General features: G+C 60.3%; 21 protein-coding genes. 8 read left to right on the top strand and 13 right to left on the bottom strand.

The genetic code is table 11. The annotated features are described in order from the left end of the window. Nucleotides 1–741, top strand: a complete 741-nt coding sequence (locus GF111_RS12905; protein WP_004933841.1) for an amino acid ABC transporter permease — start codon at nt 1–3, stop codon at nt 739–741. Here GF111_RS12905 and yieH read toward each other — a convergent pair. Together yieH and GF111_RS12895 are read right to left on the bottom strand one after the other, a co-directional pair. Next, the gene (gene yieH / locus GF111_RS12900; RefSeq protein WP_038876027.1) at nt 738–1406 is read right to left on the bottom strand and encodes a 6-phosphogluconate phosphatase; all 669 of its coding nucleotides are present in this window, start codon (nt 1404–1406) and stop codon (nt 738–740) included. The two genes, GF111_RS12905 and yieH, sit on opposite strands and share 4 nt — an antisense overlap. A gap of 47 nt (nt 1407–1453) precedes the next feature. After that, the gene (locus GF111_RS12895; RefSeq protein WP_162419896.1) at nt 1454–1858 is read right to left on the bottom strand and encodes an NUDIX domain-containing protein; all 405 of its coding nucleotides are present in this window, start codon (nt 1856–1858) and stop codon (nt 1454–1456) included. Nucleotides 1859–2093: 235 nt separating this feature from the next. Here GF111_RS12895 and GF111_RS12890 point away from each other — a divergent pair, with 235 nt between their 5' ends. Next, nucleotides 2094–3431 carry an NCS2 family permease gene (locus GF111_RS12890; RefSeq protein WP_028128066.1) on the top strand — a complete coding sequence of 446 codons (1338 nt, stop codon included), beginning with the start codon at nt 2094–2096 and terminating at the stop codon, nt 3429–3431. 35 nt (nt 3432–3466) lie between these two features. On the opposite strand, the gene GF111_RS12885 is transcribed toward GF111_RS12890, so the two are convergent. The 9 genes from GF111_RS12885 to rpmH form a co-directional block, all read right to left on the bottom strand. Beyond that, entirely contained in the window at nt 3467–4519 is a 1053-nt protein-coding gene (locus tag GF111_RS12885; protein WP_038876022.1) for a hypothetical protein, read from the bottom strand. Between the two features lie 77 nt (nt 4520–4596). Continuing rightward, the gene (locus GF111_RS12880; protein ID WP_147190050.1) at nt 4597–5163 is read right to left on the bottom strand and encodes an NADPH-dependent FMN reductase; all 567 of its coding nucleotides are present in this window, start codon (nt 5161–5163) and stop codon (nt 4597–4599) included. A 161-nt stretch (nt 5164–5324) separates the two neighbouring features. After that, complete coding sequence (locus GF111_RS12875) at nt 5325–6050, bottom strand: 4'-phosphopantetheinyl transferase superfamily protein (RefSeq protein ID WP_038876020.1); 726 nt, start codon at nt 6048–6050, stop codon at nt 5325–5327. A gap of 133 nt (nt 6051–6183) precedes the next feature. Then, entirely contained in the window at nt 6184–6984 is an 801-nt protein-coding gene (locus tag GF111_RS12870) for an MBL fold metallo-hydrolase (protein WP_048232282.1), read from the bottom strand. Nucleotides 6985–7127: 143 nt separating this feature from the next. Beyond that, nucleotides 7128–8492, bottom strand: coding sequence for a tRNA uridine-5-carboxymethylaminomethyl(34) synthesis GTPase MnmE (gene mnmE, locus GF111_RS12865; RefSeq protein ID WP_038876016.1), 1365 nt, complete (start codon nt 8490–8492; stop codon nt 7128–7130). Nucleotides 8493–8588: 96 nt separating this feature from the next. Next, complete coding sequence (gene yidC, locus GF111_RS12860) at nt 8589–10226, bottom strand: membrane protein insertase YidC (protein WP_147190052.1); 1638 nt, start codon at nt 10224–10226, stop codon at nt 8589–8591. A gap of 2 nt (nt 10227–10228) precedes the next feature. Then, nucleotides 10229–10486, bottom strand: a complete 258-nt coding sequence (gene yidD / locus GF111_RS12855; RefSeq protein WP_004933881.1) for a membrane protein insertion efficiency factor YidD — start codon at nt 10484–10486, stop codon at nt 10229–10231. Further along, nucleotides 10450–10809: a ribonuclease P protein component gene (rnpA, locus tag GF111_RS12850; protein ID WP_004933883.1), complete on the bottom strand. Its 360-nt coding sequence runs from the start codon at nt 10807–10809 to the stop codon at nt 10450–10452. The genes yidD and rnpA overlap by 37 nt, the downstream gene beginning before the upstream one ends. A gap of 17 nt (nt 10810–10826) precedes the next feature. Then, the gene (rpmH, locus tag GF111_RS12845) at nt 10827–10967 is read right to left on the bottom strand and encodes a 50S ribosomal protein L34 (protein WP_000831330.1); all 141 of its coding nucleotides are present in this window, start codon (nt 10965–10967) and stop codon (nt 10827–10829) included. Between the two features lie 682 nt (nt 10968–11649). Here rpmH and dnaA point away from each other — a divergent pair. The 5 genes from dnaA to yidA all read left to right on the top strand — a co-directional run bounded on the left by dnaA (nt 11650) and on the right by yidA (nt 18769). Beyond that, nucleotides 11650–13044: a chromosomal replication initiator protein DnaA gene (gene dnaA / locus GF111_RS12840; protein ID WP_048232285.1), complete on the top strand. Its 1395-nt coding sequence runs from the start codon at nt 11650–11652 to the stop codon at nt 13042–13044. Between the two features lie 4 nt (nt 13045–13048). Continuing rightward, entirely contained in the window at nt 13049–14149 is a 1101-nt protein-coding gene (gene dnaN, locus GF111_RS12835) for a DNA polymerase III subunit beta (RefSeq protein WP_047729577.1), read from the top strand. A 161-nt stretch (nt 14150–14310) separates the two neighbouring features. After that, entirely contained in the window at nt 14311–15396 is a 1086-nt protein-coding gene (recF, locus tag GF111_RS12830; protein WP_033636531.1) for a DNA replication/repair protein RecF, read from the top strand. An 18-nt stretch (nt 15397–15414) separates the two neighbouring features. Then, nucleotides 15415–17829, top strand: coding sequence for a DNA topoisomerase (ATP-hydrolyzing) subunit B (gyrB, locus tag GF111_RS12825; RefSeq protein WP_147190054.1), 2415 nt, complete (start codon nt 15415–15417; stop codon nt 17827–17829). Between the two features lie 124 nt (nt 17830–17953). After that, nucleotides 17954–18769 carry a sugar-phosphatase gene (yidA, locus tag GF111_RS12820; protein WP_047729576.1) on the top strand — a complete coding sequence of 272 codons (816 nt, stop codon included), beginning with the start codon at nt 17954–17956 and terminating at the stop codon, nt 18767–18769. A 25-nt stretch (nt 18770–18794) separates the two neighbouring features. Here the strand turns inward: yidA and GF111_RS12815 are convergent, their stop codons facing one another. Together GF111_RS12815 and GF111_RS12810 are read right to left on the bottom strand one after the other, a co-directional pair. Further along, nucleotides 18795–19736: an ornithine cyclodeaminase family protein gene (locus GF111_RS12815; protein WP_147190057.1), complete on the bottom strand. Its 942-nt coding sequence runs from the start codon at nt 19734–19736 to the stop codon at nt 18795–18797. Beyond that, the gene (locus GF111_RS12810; RefSeq protein WP_038876004.1) at nt 19723–20691 is read right to left on the bottom strand and encodes a threonine/serine dehydratase; all 969 of its coding nucleotides are present in this window, start codon (nt 20689–20691) and stop codon (nt 19723–19725) included. Before GF111_RS12810 ends, GF111_RS12815 begins: the two co-directional genes overlap by 14 nt. A gap of 36 nt (nt 20692–20727) precedes the next feature. Between GF111_RS12810 and GF111_RS12805 the strand changes: the two genes are divergently transcribed. After that, nucleotides 20728–21048 carry a hypothetical protein gene (locus tag GF111_RS12805; protein WP_038876003.1) on the top strand — a complete coding sequence of 107 codons (321 nt, stop codon included), beginning with the start codon at nt 20728–20730 and terminating at the stop codon, nt 21046–21048. Nucleotides 21049–21085: the final 37 nt, after the last annotated feature.

Raw genomic sequence — 21085 nt, 5'->3', positions numbered from 1 at the left:
ATGGATTTCAGCGTAATTCACGATAACCTGGGCTACCTGCTATGGGGCACCTGGCCGGACGGACCGCTGGGCGGCGCGGCGCTGACGTTGGCGATCAGCCTGATGGCCGGCGTGGCTTCGGCGGTGCTTGGTACCTTACTCGGCGTGGCGCTGGCGATGTCGCGCGGCGTCGCCGCCGGGCTGCTGGCGGCGGTGCTGGGCTTTTTCCGCGCCATTCCGGTCATCATGCTGATCTTCTGGACCTATTTCCTGTTGCCGATGGTGTTTGGCGTCGAGATCCCGGAAATCACCACCGTGGTGTGTGCGCTGGCGCTGATCGCCTCGGCCTATCTGGCCCATGCGGTGAAGGCCGGCATCGCCGCGATCGGCCCCGGCCAGTGGCAGGCCGGGCTTTCTCTGGGGCTGACCCGTTGGCAGACGCTGCGCATGATCGTGCTGCCGCAGGCGCTGCGCATGATGGTGCCGTCGTTCATCAACCAGTGGATTTCTCTGATCAAAGACACCTCGCTGGCTTATATCGTCGGCGTTGGCGAACTGACCTTCCTGGCGACCCAGGTCAACAACCGCAGCATGGTCTACCCGATGGAAGTGTTCCTGTTCGTGGCGCTGGTCTATTTCGTGTTCTGCCTGGCGCTCGATCTGCTGGCCAACGCGGTTAACCGCCGCTTCGGCGCGCAAACCCGCGCGCTGAAGCGGTCCTGGCGCTGGTGGCGCAACAAACCGCCGTTGCCGGCCAGTTAATCGGCCGTCAGCCGCCAGCCGCGTTCGCGCCACAGCGCGGGCAGCTGGGCCAGGTCGTCAAACGTCGTCACCAGCGGGTGGTCGATCGGCGGGTTATGCGGGTCGGCGCAGAAGTAAAAGACCGGAATGCCGGCGTTGATACCGGCCTGGGCGCCGGCGGGCGAGTCATCTACCAGGATGCAGCGCGTCACCGGCACCTGCATCCGTTCGGCGGCGTGAAACACAATGGCCGGATCCGGCTTCCAGCGCTGAATGTCATAGCCGCTGAACAACCGGTCATCAAAATAAGGCAGCATGCCGGTCAGGCCGAGCGAGTGCCGCATCTTGCTGACCGGCCCGTTGGAGACGGTGCAGACTGGCACCGTCACCTGCGCCAGCAGCTCGCGGGCGCCGGCAATCTGTTGCAGTTCGCTGTCGAACAGCCGCGCCACCTCCTGCCGATACAGCGGTTCCAACGCCTCTTTTGCCAGGTTAGTGCCCTGCTCGGCGTTGACCCGATCGATGATCTCGTACAGTTTCACCCCTTTGTATTTTTTGAACACCTCTTCCAGCGACAGATGAATGCCGTAGTGGGCGAACATGTGCACATAGGCTTTGCTGCACAGCACTTCGCTGTCCACCAGCGTGCCGTCGCAGTCGAACAAAATGCAGTCAATCTGATTCATGCGGGACAGGTTCCTTCGGATTGGCGCCGTTGAGGGGCGCTCAGCGATCACTTGATCAGGTTACGCGCCTTGAGATCGTGCAAAATCAGCGCGGCGACGTGTGAACAGTGCGGCAGATCGCGGCTGTCGCACCACCTCAGCTCGGCGATTTCGGCGGCCGGCTGCAGCTGCCCGGTAAAGTCGGCCTGATAGCAGCGAATACGCACCTGGGTGCCGTCCTGCTTGCTATCCGCCGGGCCGGTGAACTCGCCGTAAAACGCGATGGAGTTCGGCAGCAGCGCAACGGTCAGCTCTTCGTCGATTTCGCGGCACAGCGCCTGTTCGTCGGTTTCGCCCGCTTCGCGTTTTCCGCCCGGCATATAAAACAGCGTCTTATTGTGTGAGCGCACCAGCGCCACTTTGTCGTCTTTCAGCGTAATTAACGCGAGCTTATCGATAAAGGTCGAAGACATGCGGATTCCTGTTTTTTTAGCGGGTAGGGTAAGAGATGCGATAGGCCATTTTATCGGCCGTGCCGGCAAACGGCAACGCAGCGGGCGGGCTCGGGGGATGAAAGCCTGTAAATACAAGCCGTTGACACGTTTAGCCGTAAAGACGGCGAAAAAAACCTGTGACTGGCGTCAAAAGCCCCACTTTTTGTTATAGGATAGCCGGCGACTGTCCATTCCCATTTTCGGAATTCTGATAATGACCAAACCAGTATCTGGCCTTGACGCTGAGCAAGGCTTGCTTGGGCGCGTGTTTAAACTCAAGCAACATGGCACGACGGCGCGTACGGAAACGATTGCCGGTATCACCACTTTCCTCACCATGGTGTATATCGTGTTCGTTAACCCTCAAATTTTGGGCGCGGCGGGCATGGATACCCAGGCGGTATTTGTCACTACCTGTTTGATCGCCGCCTTCGGCAGCATCTTTATGGGCCTGCTGGCGAACCTGCCGGTGGCGCTGGCGCCGGCGATGGGCCTGAACGCCTTCTTCGCCTTCGTGGTGGTCGGGGCGATGGGCATCTCCTGGCAGGTGGGCATGGGCGCCATCTTCTGGGGCGCGGTCGGCCTGCTGCTGCTGACCATTTTCCGCATTCGCTACTGGATGATCGCCAACATTCCGGTCAGCCTGCGGGTCGGCATCACCAGCGGCATCGGTCTGTTCATCGGCATGATGGGGCTGAAAAACGCCGGCATCGTGGTGGCCAACCCGGACACGCTGGTGACCATCGGCAGCCTGACCTCGCACAACGTGCTGCTGGGGGCGCTCGGCTTCTTCATCATCGCCGTGCTCTCTTCGCGCAACTTCCACGCGGCGGTGCTGGTGTCTATCGTGGTCACCACCCTGATCGGCTGGATGCTGGGCGACGTGAAATACGGCGGCCTGTTCTCCTTGCCGCCGAGCATCACCTCGGTGGTGGGCCAGGTCGACGTGGCCGGCGCGCTGAACATCGGGCTGGCCGGGGTCATCTTCTCGTTTATGCTGGTGAACCTGTTCGACTCCTCCGGCACCCTGATCGGCGTTACCGATAAAGCCGGCCTGACCGACAGCCAGGGCAAGTTCCCGCGCATGAAGCAGGCGCTGTACGTTGACAGCATCAGCTCGGTGGCCGGTTCGCTGGCGGGTACCTCTTCCGTGACCGCTTACATCGAAAGCTCTTCCGGCGTTGCCGTCGGCGGCCGCACCGGTTTGACGGCGGTGGTCACCGGCCTGCTGTTCTTGCTGGTGATCTTCCTGTCGCCGCTGGCGGGCATGGTGCCGGCTTACGCCGCCGCCGGCGCGCTGATCTACGTCGGCGTGCTGATGACCTCCAGCCTGGCGCGGGTGAAGTGGGACGATCTGACCGAAGCGGTACCGGCGTTTGTCACCGCGGTGATGATGCCGTTCAGCTTCTCGATCACCGAAGGTATCGCGCTCGGCTTTATCTCCTACTGCGTGATGAAGCTCGGCACTGGCCGCTGGCGTGAAATCAGCCCGTGCGTGGTGGTGGTGGCGCTGCTGTTCGTGCTGAAGATCGTCTTCGTCGACGGCCATTGACTGCCAAAGGGCCGGCGCCTGCCGGCCCTGAACCCCTAGACGCCCGGCGTCGCATCCGGCGCCCGATCCAACACCCACTGCAATGGCCGCCTGAAGCGCGCCTGCCAACTGCCGGCGGCATCCTCGCCCTGGGCGAAGTGCAGCGTCTGCACCTGATTATCCTCCCCGAACAGATTGGCGAAGTGCAATGCCAGCGCCTGCTCGCTGAAGTTCTGCCGATCGTAATACGCCATCACGATTTTCTTTTGCGCCGCCAGCGACTGCTGGGCCGGCTTGATCTCGCCGTTGGGGGCGATCAGGAGCGCGCCGGCGTAAAACTGCGGGTACTTCGCGATCAGGTTGGCGGCGTGCAGTGCGCCCTGGCCGCGGGCGCTGAGGTAAATCCGTTGGGTATTCAGCTTTAGCTGCGGAGCCAGCTGTTGCAGCGTACGCTGAATGGCGGTGTGGGTGCTCTCGTCGCTGTAATTCGACCAGCGGAAGCTGTTTTCCGACAGCATCTGCGTGCCGTTGATCTCGATGTACGCCACGCCCATTTCGCCGAACAGCAGCCGTTCTTCGGGGCTGATGGCGGCGGCTTTGCCGTAGGTATGCAGGAAGATCACCGTTGGCCAGCCTTCAGGCGGCGCTTCTCCGTCCGGCATCGCGTAGCTGGCCTTGCCTTCATAGTGACGGGCGTGCTGCAGATAGCGCGCTTTGGTGGCGGCCAGGATCGATTGGTAGGTGGCGGAGTGCTGGATGCTGTTGAAGGCGTCGTCCTCCAGCAGGTTGTAGTAGTACCACAGGCCGCGGTCGGCGCTCAGCTGCAGGTAACGCTCCGCCAGCTCGGTTTGGCCTTTCTCCGCCGACGATACCGCCAGCTGGTAGGGCGCCCAGACGTTGCGGCCGTCTTCGCGCATCAGCGTCAGGTACAGCGACATGGCGCCCAGCTTTTTGTCTTCCTGGTTTTGCGCGGATCGCGACAGCTGGGCGTTGAGCGCGCTGTGTGCCGGTAGCTCCAGCGGCTCTTCACCGGCGGGATAACGCATGTCTGCGGCGAAAGCGGGACTGGTGATGGAAACAAAAAATAACGCTAAGATGAAAAAATACATGATGCTATGGCTTTAATTTTCAATGAATTGACGGACTTCATGTCCTGTTGCGGCGCCCCGCGGGCGCCGCGAGACGGTCACTCCACGCGGCGAATAAAATCGCTGAACGCGGACAGCTGACCGGTCAGGAAATCCAGCGTTCCCTGATCGCTCAGTTCACCGGCCTGTTCATCGACCTTGCTCTGGATCACGCCGCCCATAAACTCAGGCTTGTTCATTACCATCGCATCGAGGAACACCAAGATCTGGCGCAGATGATATTGGCAGCGCGCGCCGCCGATCGGCCCCATCGAGCTGGTTTGAATGGCGACCGGCTTGCCGGCCAGCGGCTGATTCGGCAAGCGAGACAGCCAGTCGATGGCGTTCTTCAACCCGCCGGGCACGGAATAGTTATATTCAGGGGTGACGATGATCACGCCGTCGGCCTGGCGGATCTGTTCGGCGATCGCCTCGACAGCGGCAGGGAAGCCTTCACCCTGTTGCATGTCGGCGTCGTACAGCGGGATATCGCGGATAGAGGGTAGCACTTCAATGGTGACGCCCTGTGGGGCCAGTCCAGGCAGGGCGCGGGCCACCATGGCGTTGTAGGAGCCTTTGCGCAGGCTACCGAGCAGAGTGACGATTTTCAAGGCTTGGTCTGACATGGTGATTCTCCCTTTCGAATGAGCAGATTCAGCGTACAACATGGGCGAATAGTAGGCTAAAGCGCGGGTCGAGAATAGGTGATTGCTCAACATTTAGCTGTCTTTACAATTTAATCCAGCAACTTGTGCGGTAAAGACAGCGTTATCCGCTTTGCGCTGCGTTAACCGGGCGTCTTCAGGCCCGTCAGTTTAACGAAGCGCGAGGACGCCGCCGGGCTGCGCGGCGAGATTTCCCCGTCTTTGTGCAGGCCGCGGCGCTCTTCGTAGCGCCAGCACAGCAGGCGGTCCAGGCCGGGGCTGCCGGCGCAGGCCCAGCTCAGGTATTCGTCGGCGTCGCTCATCACCTGAACGTCCGGCGTGGCGCTGGAGCGCAGGTGGCCGGAGAAGGGATGCAGACGCAGCGTAGCCTGGCCGCTGTTGCCGAGGCCGGAAATTTTCAGCACGCTTTGCCGGATGCTCCACAGCTGAGTTTCTGCCTCCAGCCGATCGTCCTGCGCGCCGATCCAGGCACTTTCCGCCGGCGTCTGATGCGCGTGTTGCAGCGCGCTTTGCCGGGTACCGCGCGCCCGCATCACTTCGATATCCAGTCCCACTTTGCCCTCGTCGCTGAGCAGCACGCCCACGGTGTTGCTGGCGTAAGCGAGGCTGAAATCGGGCAGCTGATGATCGGCGAAACAGGGGCGGCCGGTCGGCGTGGTGGCGATGGGGGGCAGCGTCGGCAGACCGTACAGGTAGAACATCATTTCGGCGAGCAGAATGCGCCCTTGCAGAAAGCGCGTGCGGCGTTTAACGGAAAAGGTGCGGGTGGCGGCTATCACTTCGTCGGAGAGTCTTTGGGTATCTAGGACAGCGGAGGCCGGTGTCCAGCGGGCAAAATGACACGCCATTGTTCACTCCATGACAGAGGGGCGCTAAGAACGCAGGGGTGTTAGATTAAGACTAAGTTGAGGATTTATCATCAAAAAACACTATGCGTTTTATCCGATTTGTTGCCGATTTCAATGATGAGCGGCGCAGGCGTTATTCCAGGATCCAGCTATCGCCGGTGGCCGGCGAGATCCCTGCCGGCAGCCATAGCCGGCCCCAGGTGCCGGTACAGTGGCAGCCCATGATCTTTTCCGGCTGATGCTGCCGCAAAAAACGGCGGACGTGCCAGAGCGTGCGCGGGGAAGCGCAGCGCAGATGAAAACCGCCGATCAAGGCGTGGATCCGATCGATCCCGGTTATTTTCTGGCAGTGGCGCACGATATTGACGATCCCGCGGTGCCCACAGCCGGTCACGATCACCAGACCGCGATCCGATTTGTAAATCAGCACGCCTTCGTCGATCACGTAATCCACCGCCGCGTTTTCCCCGGCGATCACCCCGTAGGCGCGCGGTGCGGGTACCGCGATTTCGCCTGACCACATAAAGCGATCGCCGATCGCCAGCGGTTTACGGCTGTATTGCATACGATGGCGCGCGTAGTCGATATCCAAAGAGAGCTTTTTGATTTTGCGGGTGTGGCCCAGCACCTTCAGCGCCGCATAGCGCTCATCGCCGACCTGCGGGTGACAGATGATGCGGCTGTTGTCCGGCAGCCAGGCGACGCCGCCGCAGTGGTCATAGTGGCCGTGGGAGAGCACCGTTGCGGTAATACGGGAGAGATCGACGCCCATCAGCGCCGCATTGCGCAGAAAGCAGTCGTCGGGGCCGGTATCGAACAGTATGGACGTCGTCTCATCCTCAATCAGCAGGCTTAGCCCGGCCTTGGCCTGCAATAGTGGGTTGGCGCCGGCGGCGCGGCGGTTTTCCAGCAGTACCTTGAGGGTCAATGCCATGTTGACTCGTTCCTGAGAGAGATTCCTGACTTTTCAGTATAGCGTGGAGGGCGGTAGCGGCTCTGTGAGCCGGCGCGCAGAGCGCGGGAAAGAAAAACGGCCGGAACAAGGGCTTGTCCCGGCCGTGAAGGCGTCTGGCGGCGTTATTTACCGATACAGAAGCTGGAGAAGATGCGGCCCAGCAGGTCGTCGGAGGTGAATTCGCCGGTGATTTCACTCAAGGCCAGCTGCGCCTGGCGCAGCTCCTCGGCCAACAGCTCGCCCGCGTAAGCGCTCACTAACTGTTCTTTGCCTTGCACCAGGTGCTGTGCCGCCAGTTCCAGCGCCTGCAGGTGGCGACGGCGCGCCAGGAAACCGCCTTCCATGTTGCTGGTGAAGCCCATGCTCTGTTTCAGATGATCGCGCAGCACATCGACGCCTTCGCCGGTGCGCGCCGACAGGCGAATAAGTGAGTGGTTGTTCACTTCCGTCAGACCCAGCGTTTCGCCGGTGATGTCGGCCTTGTTGCGCACCACGGTGATCGGCAGCGTGCCCGGCAGGCGCGCCATAAACTCCGGCCAGATCTCCGCCGGCTCGGTGGCGGCGGTGGTGGTGCCGTCCACCATAAACAGCACTCTGTCGGCTTGTTCGATCTCGTTCCACGCACGTTCGATGCCGATACGCTCAACTTCGTCGCTGGCGTCGCGCAGGCCGGCGGTGTCGATGATGTGCAGCGGCATGCCGTCGATATGGATATGTTCGCGCAGGACGTCGCGGGTGGTGCCGGCGATATCGGTGACGATCGCCGCTTCACGCCCGGCCAACGCATTGAGCAGGCTGGATTTACCGGCGTTGGGGCGCCCGGCGATCACCACCTTCATCCCTTCGCGCAGCAGGCTGCCCTGGCGCGCTTCGCCGCGCACGCTGTCCAGATCCGCCATCACGTCGTTGAGCTGCGCCTCGATTTTACCGTCGGACAGGAAGTCGATTTCCTCGTCCGGGAAGTCGATCGCCGCTTCCACGTAGATTCGCAGGTGAGTGAGCGCTTCCACGAGCTGGTGGATGCGGGTGGAGAAGGCGCCCTGCAGCGAGTTCATCGCCGAACGCGCCGCCTGCTCGGAGCTGGCGTCGATCAGATCGGCAATCGCTTCGGCCTGCGCCAAATCGAGTTTGTCGTTGAGGAACGCGCGTTCGGAGAACTCGCCGGGCCGTGCGATGCGCACGTCGGGCAGGGCCAGCACGCGCTTGAGCAACAGATCGAGGATCACCGGCCCGCCGTGGCCCTGCAGTTCCAGCACGTCTTCGCCGGTAAAGGAGTTCGGCCCCGGGAACCACAGCGCGATGCCCTGATCGAGGGTGGCGCCCGTGGCGTCGCGGAACGGCAGATAGTCAGCGTAGCGCGGCTTCGGCAGCTTGCCGAGCAACGCCTGGGCGACGTCTTTGGCCTGGCTTCCGGAAATGCGTAGAATGCCGACGCCGCCGCGTCCCGGCGGGGTGGCTTGGGCTACGATGGTATCGGTGGTGCTCATAACGGTTCTCTCTGACGATTAAGATGCAAAAAGGCGGTCTAATGACCGCCTTTGGTGTGACTGTAAGGGTCGGCGCGCCGAACCCCTACAATACGCTTAGCTTTTTTTCTTGTCGCGGCTGTGCAGACCGCGTTTTTCCAGACCACGGTAAATCAGCTGCTGCTGCAGGATGGTCACCAGGTTACTGACGATGTAGTACAGCACCAGACCGGACGGGAACCACAGGAAGAACACTGTGAAGATCACCGGCATGAAGGTCATGATTTTCTGCTGCATCGGGTCAGTCACGGTGGTCGGTGACATCTTCTGAATGAAGAACATCGTCACGCCCATCAGGATTGGCAGGATGTAGTACGGGTCTTGCGCCGACAGGTCATGGATCCACAGGGCGAACGGCGCGTGGCGCAGCTCGACCGAACCCATCAGCATGTAGTACAGCGCCAGGAAGATCGGCATCTGAATGATCAGCGGCAGGCAGCCGCCGAGCGGGTTCACTTTCTCCGCCTTGTACAGCGCCATCATCTCTTGGCTCATGCGCTGTTTGTCATCGCCGATGCGCTCGCGCATCGCCTGCAGCTTCGGCTGCAGCATGCGCATTTTCGCCATCGAGGTGTACTGCGCCCTGGTCAGCGGGTACATGATGCCGCGCACGATGAAGGTGATGATGATGATGGAGAAGCCCCAGTTACCGATAAAGCCGTGGATGAACTTCAGCAGTTTGAACAGCGGCTGGGAGATGAACCACAGCCAACCGTAATCCACGGTCAGGTCCAGGTGCGGCGCCAGCTGGGCCATCTGGTCCTGCAGCTCCGGACCGACCCACAGGGTCGCGTTCAGCTGCTGCTGAGCGCCCGGCTGCACCACGACCGGCGTAGATTTGAAGCCGATGGTGGACAGGTTGTCGCCCGGTTTGGCGGTGTAGAAGGTGTTGTCACCCTTGGTCGCCGGTACCCACGCGGTGGCGAAGTACTGTTGCAGCATGGCGACCCAACCGTCTTTGGTGGTGACGCTCAGGTTTTCGTCTTTGTCGAACGCGTATTTCTGGTACTTGTCATCGCTGGACGAGTACGCCGCGCCGCGGAAGGTGTGCAGCGCGAAGTTGCTGCTGCCGGTGTCGCGGTGCTTAGGCAATTCGGTGGTCTGCTTCAGCTGGCCGAACAGGGTCAGCTCCAGCGGTGCCGCGCCTTTGTTGTCGATGCTGTAATCCACGCCGACCGCATAGTGGTTGCGTTTGAGCACGAAAGTCTTGGTGTAGACCGCGCCGTCTTTATCGGTGTAGGTCAGCGGGATGCGCAGCTCGTCCTGGCCTTCCGGCAGGGTGTAGCTGTCTTGTGCCGCCTGATACAGCGGGCGTTCGCCGTTGGCCGGGTTGTCCGGGCCGTTTTTACCGGTCAGGCCGCTTTGCGCCTGATAGACGAACGACGGAGTGGTTTCCAGCAGTTGGAACGGAGTCGATGAACCCAGAGTATCCGGGTAGGCCAACAGTTTAGCCTGCTCGATATCGCCACCACGGGTGTTGATGGTCAGTGACAGCACGTCGGTGTTCACGGTAATCAGCTTACCCTGACCACTGGCTGGCACGGCCTGGCTGGCGGCATCACCGGCTACTGCGTTCGAAGTCTGTTGCGTGGTCTGTGCGGCCGGCTGCGGAGCGTTGTCCGTTTGCCATGCCTGCCAGATCATGAAAGACACGAACAGCAGAGCGATGAGGAGAAGATTGCGTTGCGAATCCATCGTTAGTGTTCTCTGTTATCGTCGGTTTTTGGCGGCACCGGATCATCGCCACCTGGGTTCAAAGGGTGGCATTTTAATACGCGTTTCAATGCTAACCAACTGCCTTTTATCATGCCAAACCTGCTTAATGCCTCAATTGCGTAATGAGAGCATGTCGGCTGGAAGCGACAACGAGGCCCTAGCAGCGGACTGATGACGAGCTGATAGGCCCGCACCAGCCCGATCAGGATGCGGGAGCCTGGCGACAGTGGCGACGCCATAATTTATCCAAAGCTTCCGTCAGCGCGCGGTTATCCAAATCCGCTATCCCCTTTTTGGCCACCACGACAAAATCCATCGCCGGTAATTCGTGCTGGCGCAGGCGGAAGCTTTCGCGGGTTAGGCGTTTGATCCGATTACGCTCGTGCGCGCGTTTGACGTGTTTTTTGGCGACGGTAAGACCGATGCGGGGATGCCCCAGCTGGTTCAGGCGGCCGAGGATGGTGATTTGCGGCGTGCCAGCCCGTTGTGGCTGCTGGAAGACGAAAGTGAAATGAGTGGGAGTTAACAAACGTAACTCCCTGGGAAAAGCGAGCTTAACCACTCAGCGGGTTAGCTTTATTACTTAGAAACAGTCAGACGAGCACGGCCTTTCGCACGACGGCGGGCCAGAACTTGACGACCATTTTTGGTGGCCATACGAGCACGGAAACCGTGGCTACGGTTGCGCTTCAATACGGACGGTTGGAAAGTGCGTTTCATAGCGATTTCTACCTAAACTTAAAATAATTACTGATCAGTAAACGCGTTTGGCTACTCGGCGTGAAGATGACCGACGCCTCAATCGCAATACATAAAGAAGCGGGATTGTAATAATTGTACAGTCCTGAGTCAATTCGCATCGCGCCAGCCTACCTGGTTGTCTGCCAATAACGGAACAAAATCCGGTCTTGGCCCGTGGTCACCGCAGAATCCTGTCTGGCTAATGACGCACCATAAGGAACCAGGTATCACACGTAGGGCGAAGATTATACGGACTCGGGGTGAAATCGCAAGGATCCCCGTGAGATCCTTTGCGCGCGATCGCAGGATCCGGCGTGGATAACAGGGTATAACCGGTTGACAATGTAAAAAACGCGGCGCAGCGACCGGGATCTGCGTGGTCATCCGGCGCCGGCGGTGAAAAGATCGCCGCCGGCCGCGGCCTGTGGATAAAATGGATCTAATCTGTGAGGAAGGGGAGGATCTCTTGCTCGGATTGCGCTATGATCCGTCATTCCGATCGCGATCCCTCATGCCGGGATCGTGAGGGACACAAACCGTGAAAGGCGGTTCGCATCCCCCACAGGCAAACAGCCGATGCCGGGTATGTGTCAAAAATCATGAGTTATAAAAAAGTTGCCCGTTTCTTTTCTTTATTGATCTTGTTCGAGTGGAGTCCGCCGTGTCACTTTCGCTTTGGCAGCAGTGTCTTGCCCGATTGCAGGATGAGTTACCTGCCACAGAATTTAGTATGTGGATACGCCCATTGCAGGCGGAACTGAGTGACAATACCCTGGCGCTGTATGCGCCTAACCGCTTTGTGCTGGATTGGGTTCGCGATAAGTACTTAAACAACATCAATGGTCTGCTGAATGATTTCTGCGGCACGGATGCGCCTTTGCTGCGTTTTGAAGTCGGCAGCAAGCCGATCACGCAGGTGATCAGCCAGACCGTGGCCGCCAGCGTCAGCAGCGCCCCTGCGGCCCCGGCGGCGCGCACGGCCGCGCCTTTGCGCCCGAGCTGGGACAACGCGGCGGCGCAACCCGAGCTCTCTTACCGTTCCAACGTCAACCCTAAACACACCTTCGACAACTTCGTCGAGGGTAAGTCCAACCAATTGGCGCGCGCGGCGGCTCGCCAGGTAGCGGACAATCCGGGCGGTGCCTACAACCCTTTGTTCCTGTATGGCGGTACCGGCCTGGGTAAAACTCACCTGCTGCACGCGGTCGGCAACGGCATCATGGCGCGCAAGGCCAACGCCAAAGTGGTCTACATGCACTCGGAACGCTTCGTGCAGGACATGGTCAAAGCGTTGCAGAACAATGCCATCGAAGAGTTTAAGCGCTACTACCGTTCGGTCGACGCCTTGCTGATCGATGACATCCAATTCTTCGCCAACAAAGAGCGTTCGCAGGAAGAGTTCTTCCATACCTTTAACGCCCTGTTGGAAGGCAATCAGCAGATCATTCTGACCTCGGATCGCTACCCTAAAGAGATCAACGGGGTGGAAGATCGTTTGAAGTCCCGCTTCGGCTGGGGGCTGACGGTGGCGATCGAGCCGCCGGAGCTGGAAACCCGCGTGGCGATCCTGATGAAAAAGGCCGACGAGAACGACATTCGCCTGCCGGGCGAAGTGGCGTTCTTCATCGCCAAGCGCCTGCGTTCCAACGTGCGTGAGCTCGAAGGGGCGCTGAACCGCGTGATCGCCAACGCCAACTTTACCGGCCGGGCCATCACCATCGATTTCGTGCGCGAAGCGCTGCGCGATCTGCTGGCACTGCAGGAAAAGCTGGTCACCATCGACAATATTCAAAAGACGGTGGCGGAGTATTACAAGATTAAAGTCGCGGATTTGCTGTCCAAGCGGCGTTCGCGATCCGTTGCCCGCCCGCGCCAGATGGCGATGGCGCTGGCGAAGGAACTCACCAACCACAGCCTGCCGGAAATCGGCGATGCGTTTGGTGGCCGCGACCATACCACGGTGTTGCACGCCTGCCGGAAGATCGAGCAGCTGCGTGAGGAAAGTCACGACATCAAAGAAGATTTCTCCAATTTAATCAGAACATTATCTTCATAGCGCTATGAAATTTATCGTTGAACGTGAGCATCTGCTAAAACCGCTGCAACAGGTGAGCAGCCCGCTGGGCGGCCGCCCGACCTTGCCGATCCTGGGCAACCTGCTGCTGCAGGTGACGGAAGGCTGCCTGCTGCTGACCGGCACCGATCTGGAGATGGAGATGGTGGCGCGCGTCGCCCTGTCCCAACCGCACGAGCCGGGCGCGACCACCGTGCCCGCGCGTAAATTCTTTGATATCTGCCGTGGCCTGCCGGAAGGGGCGGAGATCGCCGTCACGCTGGAGAGCGAGCGCATGCTGGTGCGGTCCGGCCGCAGCCGTTTCTCGCTGTCCACGCTGCCTGCGGCGGACTTCCCGAACCTGGACGACTGGCAAAGCGAGGTGGAGTTCACCTTGCCGCAGGCGACGCTAAAACGCCTGATTGAAGCCACCCAGTTCTCGATGGCCCATCAGGACGTGCGTTATTACCTGAACGGCATGCTGTTTGAAACCGAAGGCGAAGAGCTGCGCACCGTCGCGACCGACGGCCACCGCCTGGCGGTGTGCTCGATGCCGATCGGCCAACAGCTGCCGTCGCATTCGGTGATCGTGCCGCGTAAAGGCGTGATGGAGCTGGTGCGTCTGCTGGACGGCGGCGATTCGCTGCTGCAGTTGCAGATCGGCAGCAACAACATCCGCGCCCACGTCGGCGATTTCATCTTCACCTCCAAGCTGGTTGACGGTCGTTTCCCGGACTATCGCCGCGTCTTGCCGAAGAACCCGGATAAAACGCTGGAAGCCGGCTGCGATCTGCTCAAGCAGGCGTTTGCGCGCGCGGCCATTCTCTCGAACGAGAAATTCCGCGGCGTGCGGCTGTACGTCAGCCAGAACCAGCTGAAGATCACCGCCAACAACCCGGAGCAGGAAGAGGCGGAAGAGATCCTCGACGTCAGCTACGACGGCGCGGAGATGGAGATCGGCTTCAACGTCAGCTACGTGCTGGACGTGCTGAACGCGCTCAAGTGTGAAGACGTGCGCCTGCTGTTGACCGACTCGGTCTCCAGCGTGCAAATCGAAGACGGCGCCAGCCAGGCGGCGGCCTACGTTGTCATGCCAATGCGGTTGTGATCGATATCCGGGCTATCTTGCTTGCCATTTTACGATTGGGCAGTGCTCGCAATCCTCACGTACTCTGTGTACGCTCCGGTTGCTGTGCGCTGTCCGCTCGTAAACTGCCTGCGCCGATAACGCCCTTACAGTGAGCGTAGTTTCCCGGTGATAGAGTTGGCATGGCATTAACGCGTTTATTGATTAAAGATTTCCGCAATATCGAGGCGGCGGATTTGGCACTGGCGCCGGGATTCAACTTCTTGGTCGGCGCCAACGGCAGCGGCAAGACCAGCGTGCTGGAAGCGGTGTATACCCTCGGGCACGGCCGCGCCTTTCGCAGCCTGCAGGCCGGTCGGGTGATCCGCCACGACCAGCCGGAGTTCGTGCTGCACGGCCGCATAGAAGGTACGGAGCGCGAGCTGTCGGTAGGATTGAGCAAGAGCCGTCAGGGTGACAGCAAAGTACGCATCGATGGCAGCGACGGCCACAAGGTGGCCGAGCTGGCGCAGCTGCTGCCCATGCAGCTGATCACTCCCGAAGGTTTTACCCTGCTGAACGGCGGGCCGAAATTCCGGCGCGCCTTCCTGGACTGGGGCTGTTTTCATAACGAACCCGGTTTTTTCACCGCCTGGAGCAACCTGAAACGGTTACTGAAGCAGCGCAATGCCGCGCTGCGCCAGGTGAGTCGCTATGCGCAGATCCGCGCCTGGGATCAGGAACTGATCCCGCTCGCGGAGCGCATCAGCGAATGGCGGGCGGAATACAGCGACGCGATCGCCGCGGATATCACCGCGACCTGCGCGCAGTTTCTGCCTGAATTCGCCCTGAGCTTCTCCTTCCAGCGCGGCTGGGACAAAGAGAGCGACTACGGCGAGCTGCTGGAGCGCCAGTTCGAGCGCGACAGGGCGTTGACCTATACCGCGGTGGGGCCGCACAAAGCGGACTTCCGCATTCGTGCCGACGGCACGCCGGTAGAGGATTTGTTATCGCGCGGTCAGCTTAAGCTGCTGATGTGCGCGTTGCGCTTGGCGCAGGGTGAGTTTCTCACCCGGCAGAGCGGGCGGCGTTGCCTGTATCTGATTGATGATTTTGCCTCCGAGCTGGACACCGGCCGTCGCCGGTTGCTGGCCGATCGCCTGAAAGCCACCCAGGCCCAGGTTTTTGTCAGCGCGGTCAGCGCTGAACAAGTGACCGACATGGCCGGTGAAAAGGGCAAGATGTTCCGCGTGGAACAGGGTAAAATAGAGGTTCAACCACAGGACTAAAATGAGCGAGAAACGTTGATGTCGAATTCTTATGACTCCTCAAGTATCAAGGTATTAAAAGGGCTGGATGCGGTGCGCAAGCGCCCGGGCATGTATATCGGCGATACCGATGACGGCACCGGTCTGCACCACATGGTATTCGAGGTTGTGGACAACGCTATCGACGAAGCGCTCGCGGGCCACTGTAGTGACATTCAGGTCACCATCCATGCCGACAACTCGGTATCGGTACAGGATGACGGCCGCGGCATTCCGACCGGCATTCACCCTGAAGAAGGGGTTTCAGCCGCAGAGGTCATCATGACCGTGCTGCACGCCGGCGGTAAATTCGACGACAACTCCTATAAAGTTTCCGGCGGCCTGCACGGCGTGGGCGTCTCGGTGGTTAACGCCCTGTCTGAGAAACTGGAGCTGGTGATCCGCCGCGAAGGCAAAGTACACGAACAAACTTACAGCCACGGTGAGCCGCAGGCGCCGCTGAATGTGGTGGGCGAAACCGAACAGACCGGCACCATGGTGCGTTTCTGGCCGAGCCACCAGACCTTCACCAATGTGACCGAATTCGAGTACGACATTCTGGCCAAGCGTCTGCGCGAGCTGTCCTTCCTCAACTCCGGCGTGTCTATCCGCCTGCAGGACAAGCGCACCGACCGTGAAGACCACTTCCACTACGAAGGCGGCATCAAGGCGTTTGTCGAGTATCTGAACAAGAACAAAACCCCGATCCACCCGAACGTGTTCTACTTCTCGACCGTGAAAGACGACATCGGCGTGGAAGTGGCGCTGCAGTGGAACGACGGTTTCCAGGAAAACATCTACTGCTTCACCAACAACATTCCGCAGCGCGACGGCGGCACGCACCTGGTCGGTTTCCGTACCGCGATGACCCGTACGTTGAACAGCTACATGGAAAAGGAAGGCTACAGCAAGAAGGCCAAGGTCAGCGCCACCGGCGATGATGCGCGTGAAGGCTTAATCGCCGTGGTGTCGGTGAAGGTGCCGGATCCGAAGTTCTCTTCTCAGACCAAGGACAAGCTGGTCTCTTCCGAGGTGAAAACCGCGGTTGAAACGTTGATGAACGAGAAGCTGGTGGATTACCTGATGGAAAATCCAGGCGACGCGAAAATCGTGGTCGGCAAAATCATCGACGCGGCGCGCGCGCGCGAAGCGGCGCGTAAAGCGCGTGAGATGACCCGCCGCAAAGGCGCACTGGATCTGGCCGGCCTGCCGGGCAAACTGGCGGACTGCCAGGAACGCGATCCGGCGCTGTCCGAACTGTACCTGGTGGAAGGGGACTCCGCGGGCGGCTCTGCCAAGCAGGGGCGCAACCGCAAGAACCAGGCTATCTTGCCGCTGAAGGGGAAAATCCTCAACGTCGAGAAAGCGCGTTTCGACAAAATGCTCTCCTCGCAGGAAGTGGCGACGCTGATCACCGCGCTGGGTTGCGGCATTGGCCGCGACGAGTACAGCCCGGATAAGCTGCGTTACCACAGCATCATCATCATGACCGATGCCGACGTCGACGGTTCGCACATCCGTACGCTGCTGTTGACCTTCTTCTACCGCCAGATGCCGGAAATCATCGAGCGTGGTCACGTGTTCATCGCGCAGCCGCCGCTGTACAAGGTGAAGAAAGGCAAGCAAGAGCAGTACATCAAAGATGACGAGGCGATGGATCAGTACCAGATCGCCATCGCGATGGACGGCGCTACGCTGCACACCAATGCCAGCGCACCGGCGCTCGGCGGCGAGCAGCTGGAAAAACTGGTGGCCGAACACTACGGCGTGCAGAAGCTGATCGGCCGTATGGAGCGCCGCTACCCGCGCGCGCTGCTGAACAGCCTGATCTATCAGCCGACGCTGAACGAAGGCGATCTCAGCGATGAAGCCAAGGTGAAAACCTGGATCGCTTCGCTGGTGCAGTCGCTGAACGACAAAGAGCAGCACGGCAGCAGCTATGACTTCGTGATCTTCGAGAACCGTGAGCGCCAGATGTTCGAGCCGGCGCTGCGCATCCGCACCCACGGCGTGGATACCGACTATAAGCTGGACTTCGACTTCATTCACGGCGGCGAATACCGCAAGATCTGCCAGCTGGGCGAGAAGCTGCGCGGGCTGATCGAAGAGGGTGCGTTCATCGAGCGTGGCGAACGTCGTCAGCCGGTAGACAGCTTCGAGCAGGCGCTGGAGTGGCTGGTGAAAGAGTCGCGCCGCGGCCTGTCGGTGCAGCGTTATAAAGGTCTGGGCGAGATGAACCCGGAGCAGCTGTGGGAAACCACCATGGATCCGGAAAGCCGCCGCATGCTGCGTGTGACCGTCAAGGACGCCATCGCTGCCGATCAGCTGTTCACCACGCTGATGGGCGATGCGGTTGAACCGCGCCGCGCCTTTATCGAAGAAAACGCCCTGAAAGCGGCGAACATCGATATCTGATGCGTTAATGGCTGTGAAAATCCGCGCCGGGCGACCCGCGCGGATTTTTTTACGCCTTTTTTGGCGCTGACAGCCGAGGCTGAAACGCGTTAGCATGAGAAAAAACCACTGGGAGAAGCGTTGAATGGCTATTGAACTGATTGCGATCGACATGGACGGCACGTTGCTGGATCCGCAGCACCAAATCACGCCGGCGGTAAAGCAGGCTATCGCGGCAGCGCGGCGCAAAGGGGTGCACGTGGTGCTGGCCACCGGGCGGCCTTATGTCGGCGTGCAGGACTATCTGCGCCAGTTGGACATTCAGGGCCCCGGCGATTTCTGTATAACCTATAACGGCGCACTGGTGCTGCGTGCGGTCGACGGCGCCTGCATCCTGCAGGAAACGCTGGGCTTCGAGGACTATCTGCACTTCGAACAGATGGCGCGCGAGCTCGGCGTTCACTACCAGGCGTTCGATTTCGACACCCTGTATACCCCGAACAAAGACATCGGCAAATACACCATACACGAGGCGGAAATGACCGGTATTCCGCTGAAATACCGCAGCGTGGAAGAGATGGATCGCCAGATGCGTTTCCCTAAAGTGATGATGATCGACGAGCCGGAGTTGTTGGACCGCGCTATCGCGCGCATCCCGTCGGAAACGCGCGAGCGTTATACCATTTTGAAAAGCGCGCCTTATTTCCTCGAGATTCTGCACAAGAACGTCGATAAGGGCGCCGGGGTGAGAATGCTGGCCGAGCACCTCGGCGTGGCGCGGGAAAACATCATGACGCTGGGGGATCAGGCCAACGATACGGCGATGATTGAGTATGCCGGCGTCGGCGTGGCGATGGGCAACGCGATTCCCGAGCTGAAAGCGGTGGCGCAGTTTGTCACCGGCGCCAATACCGAAGACGGTGTGGCGCGCGCCATCGAGAAGTTCGTGCTCAACGGCTGATAAAATGGGGCGCTGCGGCGCCCCTTTATATTGCCGCCAACACCCCTTTGGCGATTTGCAGATCCTGAATCGCCAGCCCGGTAAGATCGGCGATGGTGATGTGCTGCGGCTCGCTTCGCAACCGCCCGCCCTGCGCCAAGAGGGCGCCCATTTCGATGATTGGCGTTGAAGTGAGCCTAGTTTGCCGATAAGCCGTCGCGATTTCGCCATAGTCAGCACATTGCACCAGCGCATCGACCAGCAGCGCGTCCGCCTTGGCCACCAGATCGGTCGCCAGCTCCTGCTTGCCTGGCGCGTCGGCGCCCACGGCGGTGATGTGCGTGCCGGGCCGAATATCCGCCGCCTGTAAGATCGGTTCGCGGCTGGGCGTGGTGGTCACGATCAGCTGACAGTGCGCCGCCAGCTCCGCCGCGTCCTGCGTGGTCAGCACCCGAAAACCTTCGGCCTCGGCATCGCGCCGATACGCCGCCAGCGCCTGTTCGTTGCGGCCCCACACCCACACCTCGCGGCAATCGGTCACCGGTTTCAGGCATTGCAGCTGTAGCCGTGCCTGCAGGCCGGTGCCGACCATGCCGATCGCCTGAATATGCGGCGGCGCGCACAGCTCGGCGGCGATGCGGCCGGCCAGTGCGGTGCGCAGCGCGGTCAGCCAGCCCTCATCCTGCAGCAGCGCCCGGGGTTCGCCGGTCTGGGCGGAGAACGCCATCACCAACCCCTGATTGCTGGCCAGGCCGCGTTCGGCGTTGCGATAGAAACCGGCGGAGACCTTGACCACGAACAGCTCGTCGCTTTCCAGCCAGGCGGATTTGATGCAGCAATCGCCGGCGGCCTGTTCGAACAGGAAATGCTGCACCGGCGGCTGTTGCACCCGCCGCTGCGAATAGGCGATAAACCCCTGCTTCAGCAGCGCGGTTATGGCCTCGGCGTCGAACGCGGCGAGGATTTGCTGCCGGTTAAGGATGTGCATCGGCGACGGCCTTAAGGTATTTCTCCAGCACGATGTTTTTACCGCACAGCACCACCGCCACTTTTTTCCCCTGAAATTCCGGCGCCAGCCTGATCGCCGCCGCCAGCGCCACGCCGGCCGCGCCTTCGATAATCCACCGATCGCTGGCGGCGATCCGGCGCATCGCGTGTTTGATCTCTGCTTCGCTGACCAGCACTTTGCGGTCGATCAGCTGCTGGCACAGGGGAAAGGTCACGGCGCCCGGTTCGACGCCGCCGGCGGTGCCGTCGGACAGCGTTTCTTGCTCTTCCACCGGGAAGATATGGCCCGCTTCCAGCGCGCTGTACATGCTGGTGGCGTTTTCAGGCCAGCAGGCGATAAGCTGCGTGTTCGGCGACAATTGCCGCAAAACGGTGCCGATACCGGCGATATAACCACCGCCACCCACCGCCACGAACACGGCGTCCAGACCGGTGAGCTGTTCAACCAGCTCCATGCCGCAGGTGCCCTGGCCGGCGATCACCTGCTCGTCGTTATACGGCGAGATATAGGTTTTTCCCTGTTCGCGGGCGGCCTGTTCCCCGGCCAGTTCGGCGTTCAGTGCATCGCCCGGCACCAGTTCCACGGTGCCGCCCAGCGCGCGGATGGTGTCTAGCTTGATGCTCGCCGCCGTCTCCGGCGCATAAACCGTGACGCCAACGCCCATCAGCTGCCCCGCCAGGGCGACCGCCTGGCCGTGATTGCCGGTTGAGGCGGCGATCACGCCGCGCCGGCGTTGCTCGCTATCCAGCAATCGCAGCTTGTTGCTGGCGCCGCGAAATTTAAAGGAGCCGGTGTGCTGCAGATGGTCGCATTTCAGATACAGCTCACAGCCGAGCTGCTGTGAAAGCAGCACGCTGCGCTCCAGGGGCGTGACCCGTACCTGAGGGCGCAGTTGCTGATGGGCAGAAACAATGGCATCGAAGAGGGGATTCATACCGGCTCCGTAATATTTTGGACTTAAAAATCCAGTTTGTACTTTTTTGTATTGATTGTAAACCCCGTCGCCCGACCGCCGGGCAACCCGGCCCGCCAGCGGCAACGGCCGGGGAAGCGCATCGCGTTGGCGTTGAAAATAATCATTAACCTGTCGTTTAGCGACACGATTTTTTATTTATTTGCGTTAAGGAAGCTGCTGCCGCTGACTTATTTTGATAAAGGAAATGAGAATGAAAAAAATAGCGCTCGCGGCATCCGCCTATACGGCATGGGCGCCGTTGAGTTTCGCCGCCAGGAATGCGAGCGCCTAATCGGCCGCTTATTTCCTGCCGATGCCGTCGTTCGGCTTAAATGATAAGACGCTGAAAAATAATTGCGTCATTTCGAACCGA

This window comes from Serratia sp. HRI (genome assembly GCF_010119335.3).
GTDB classification, from domain to species: domain Bacteria; phylum Pseudomonadota; class Gammaproteobacteria; order Enterobacterales; family Enterobacteriaceae; genus Serratia; species Serratia nevei.
Note: the sequence above shows the minus strand (reverse complement) of the source record. Positions and strands in the feature narration are given on the sequence as shown.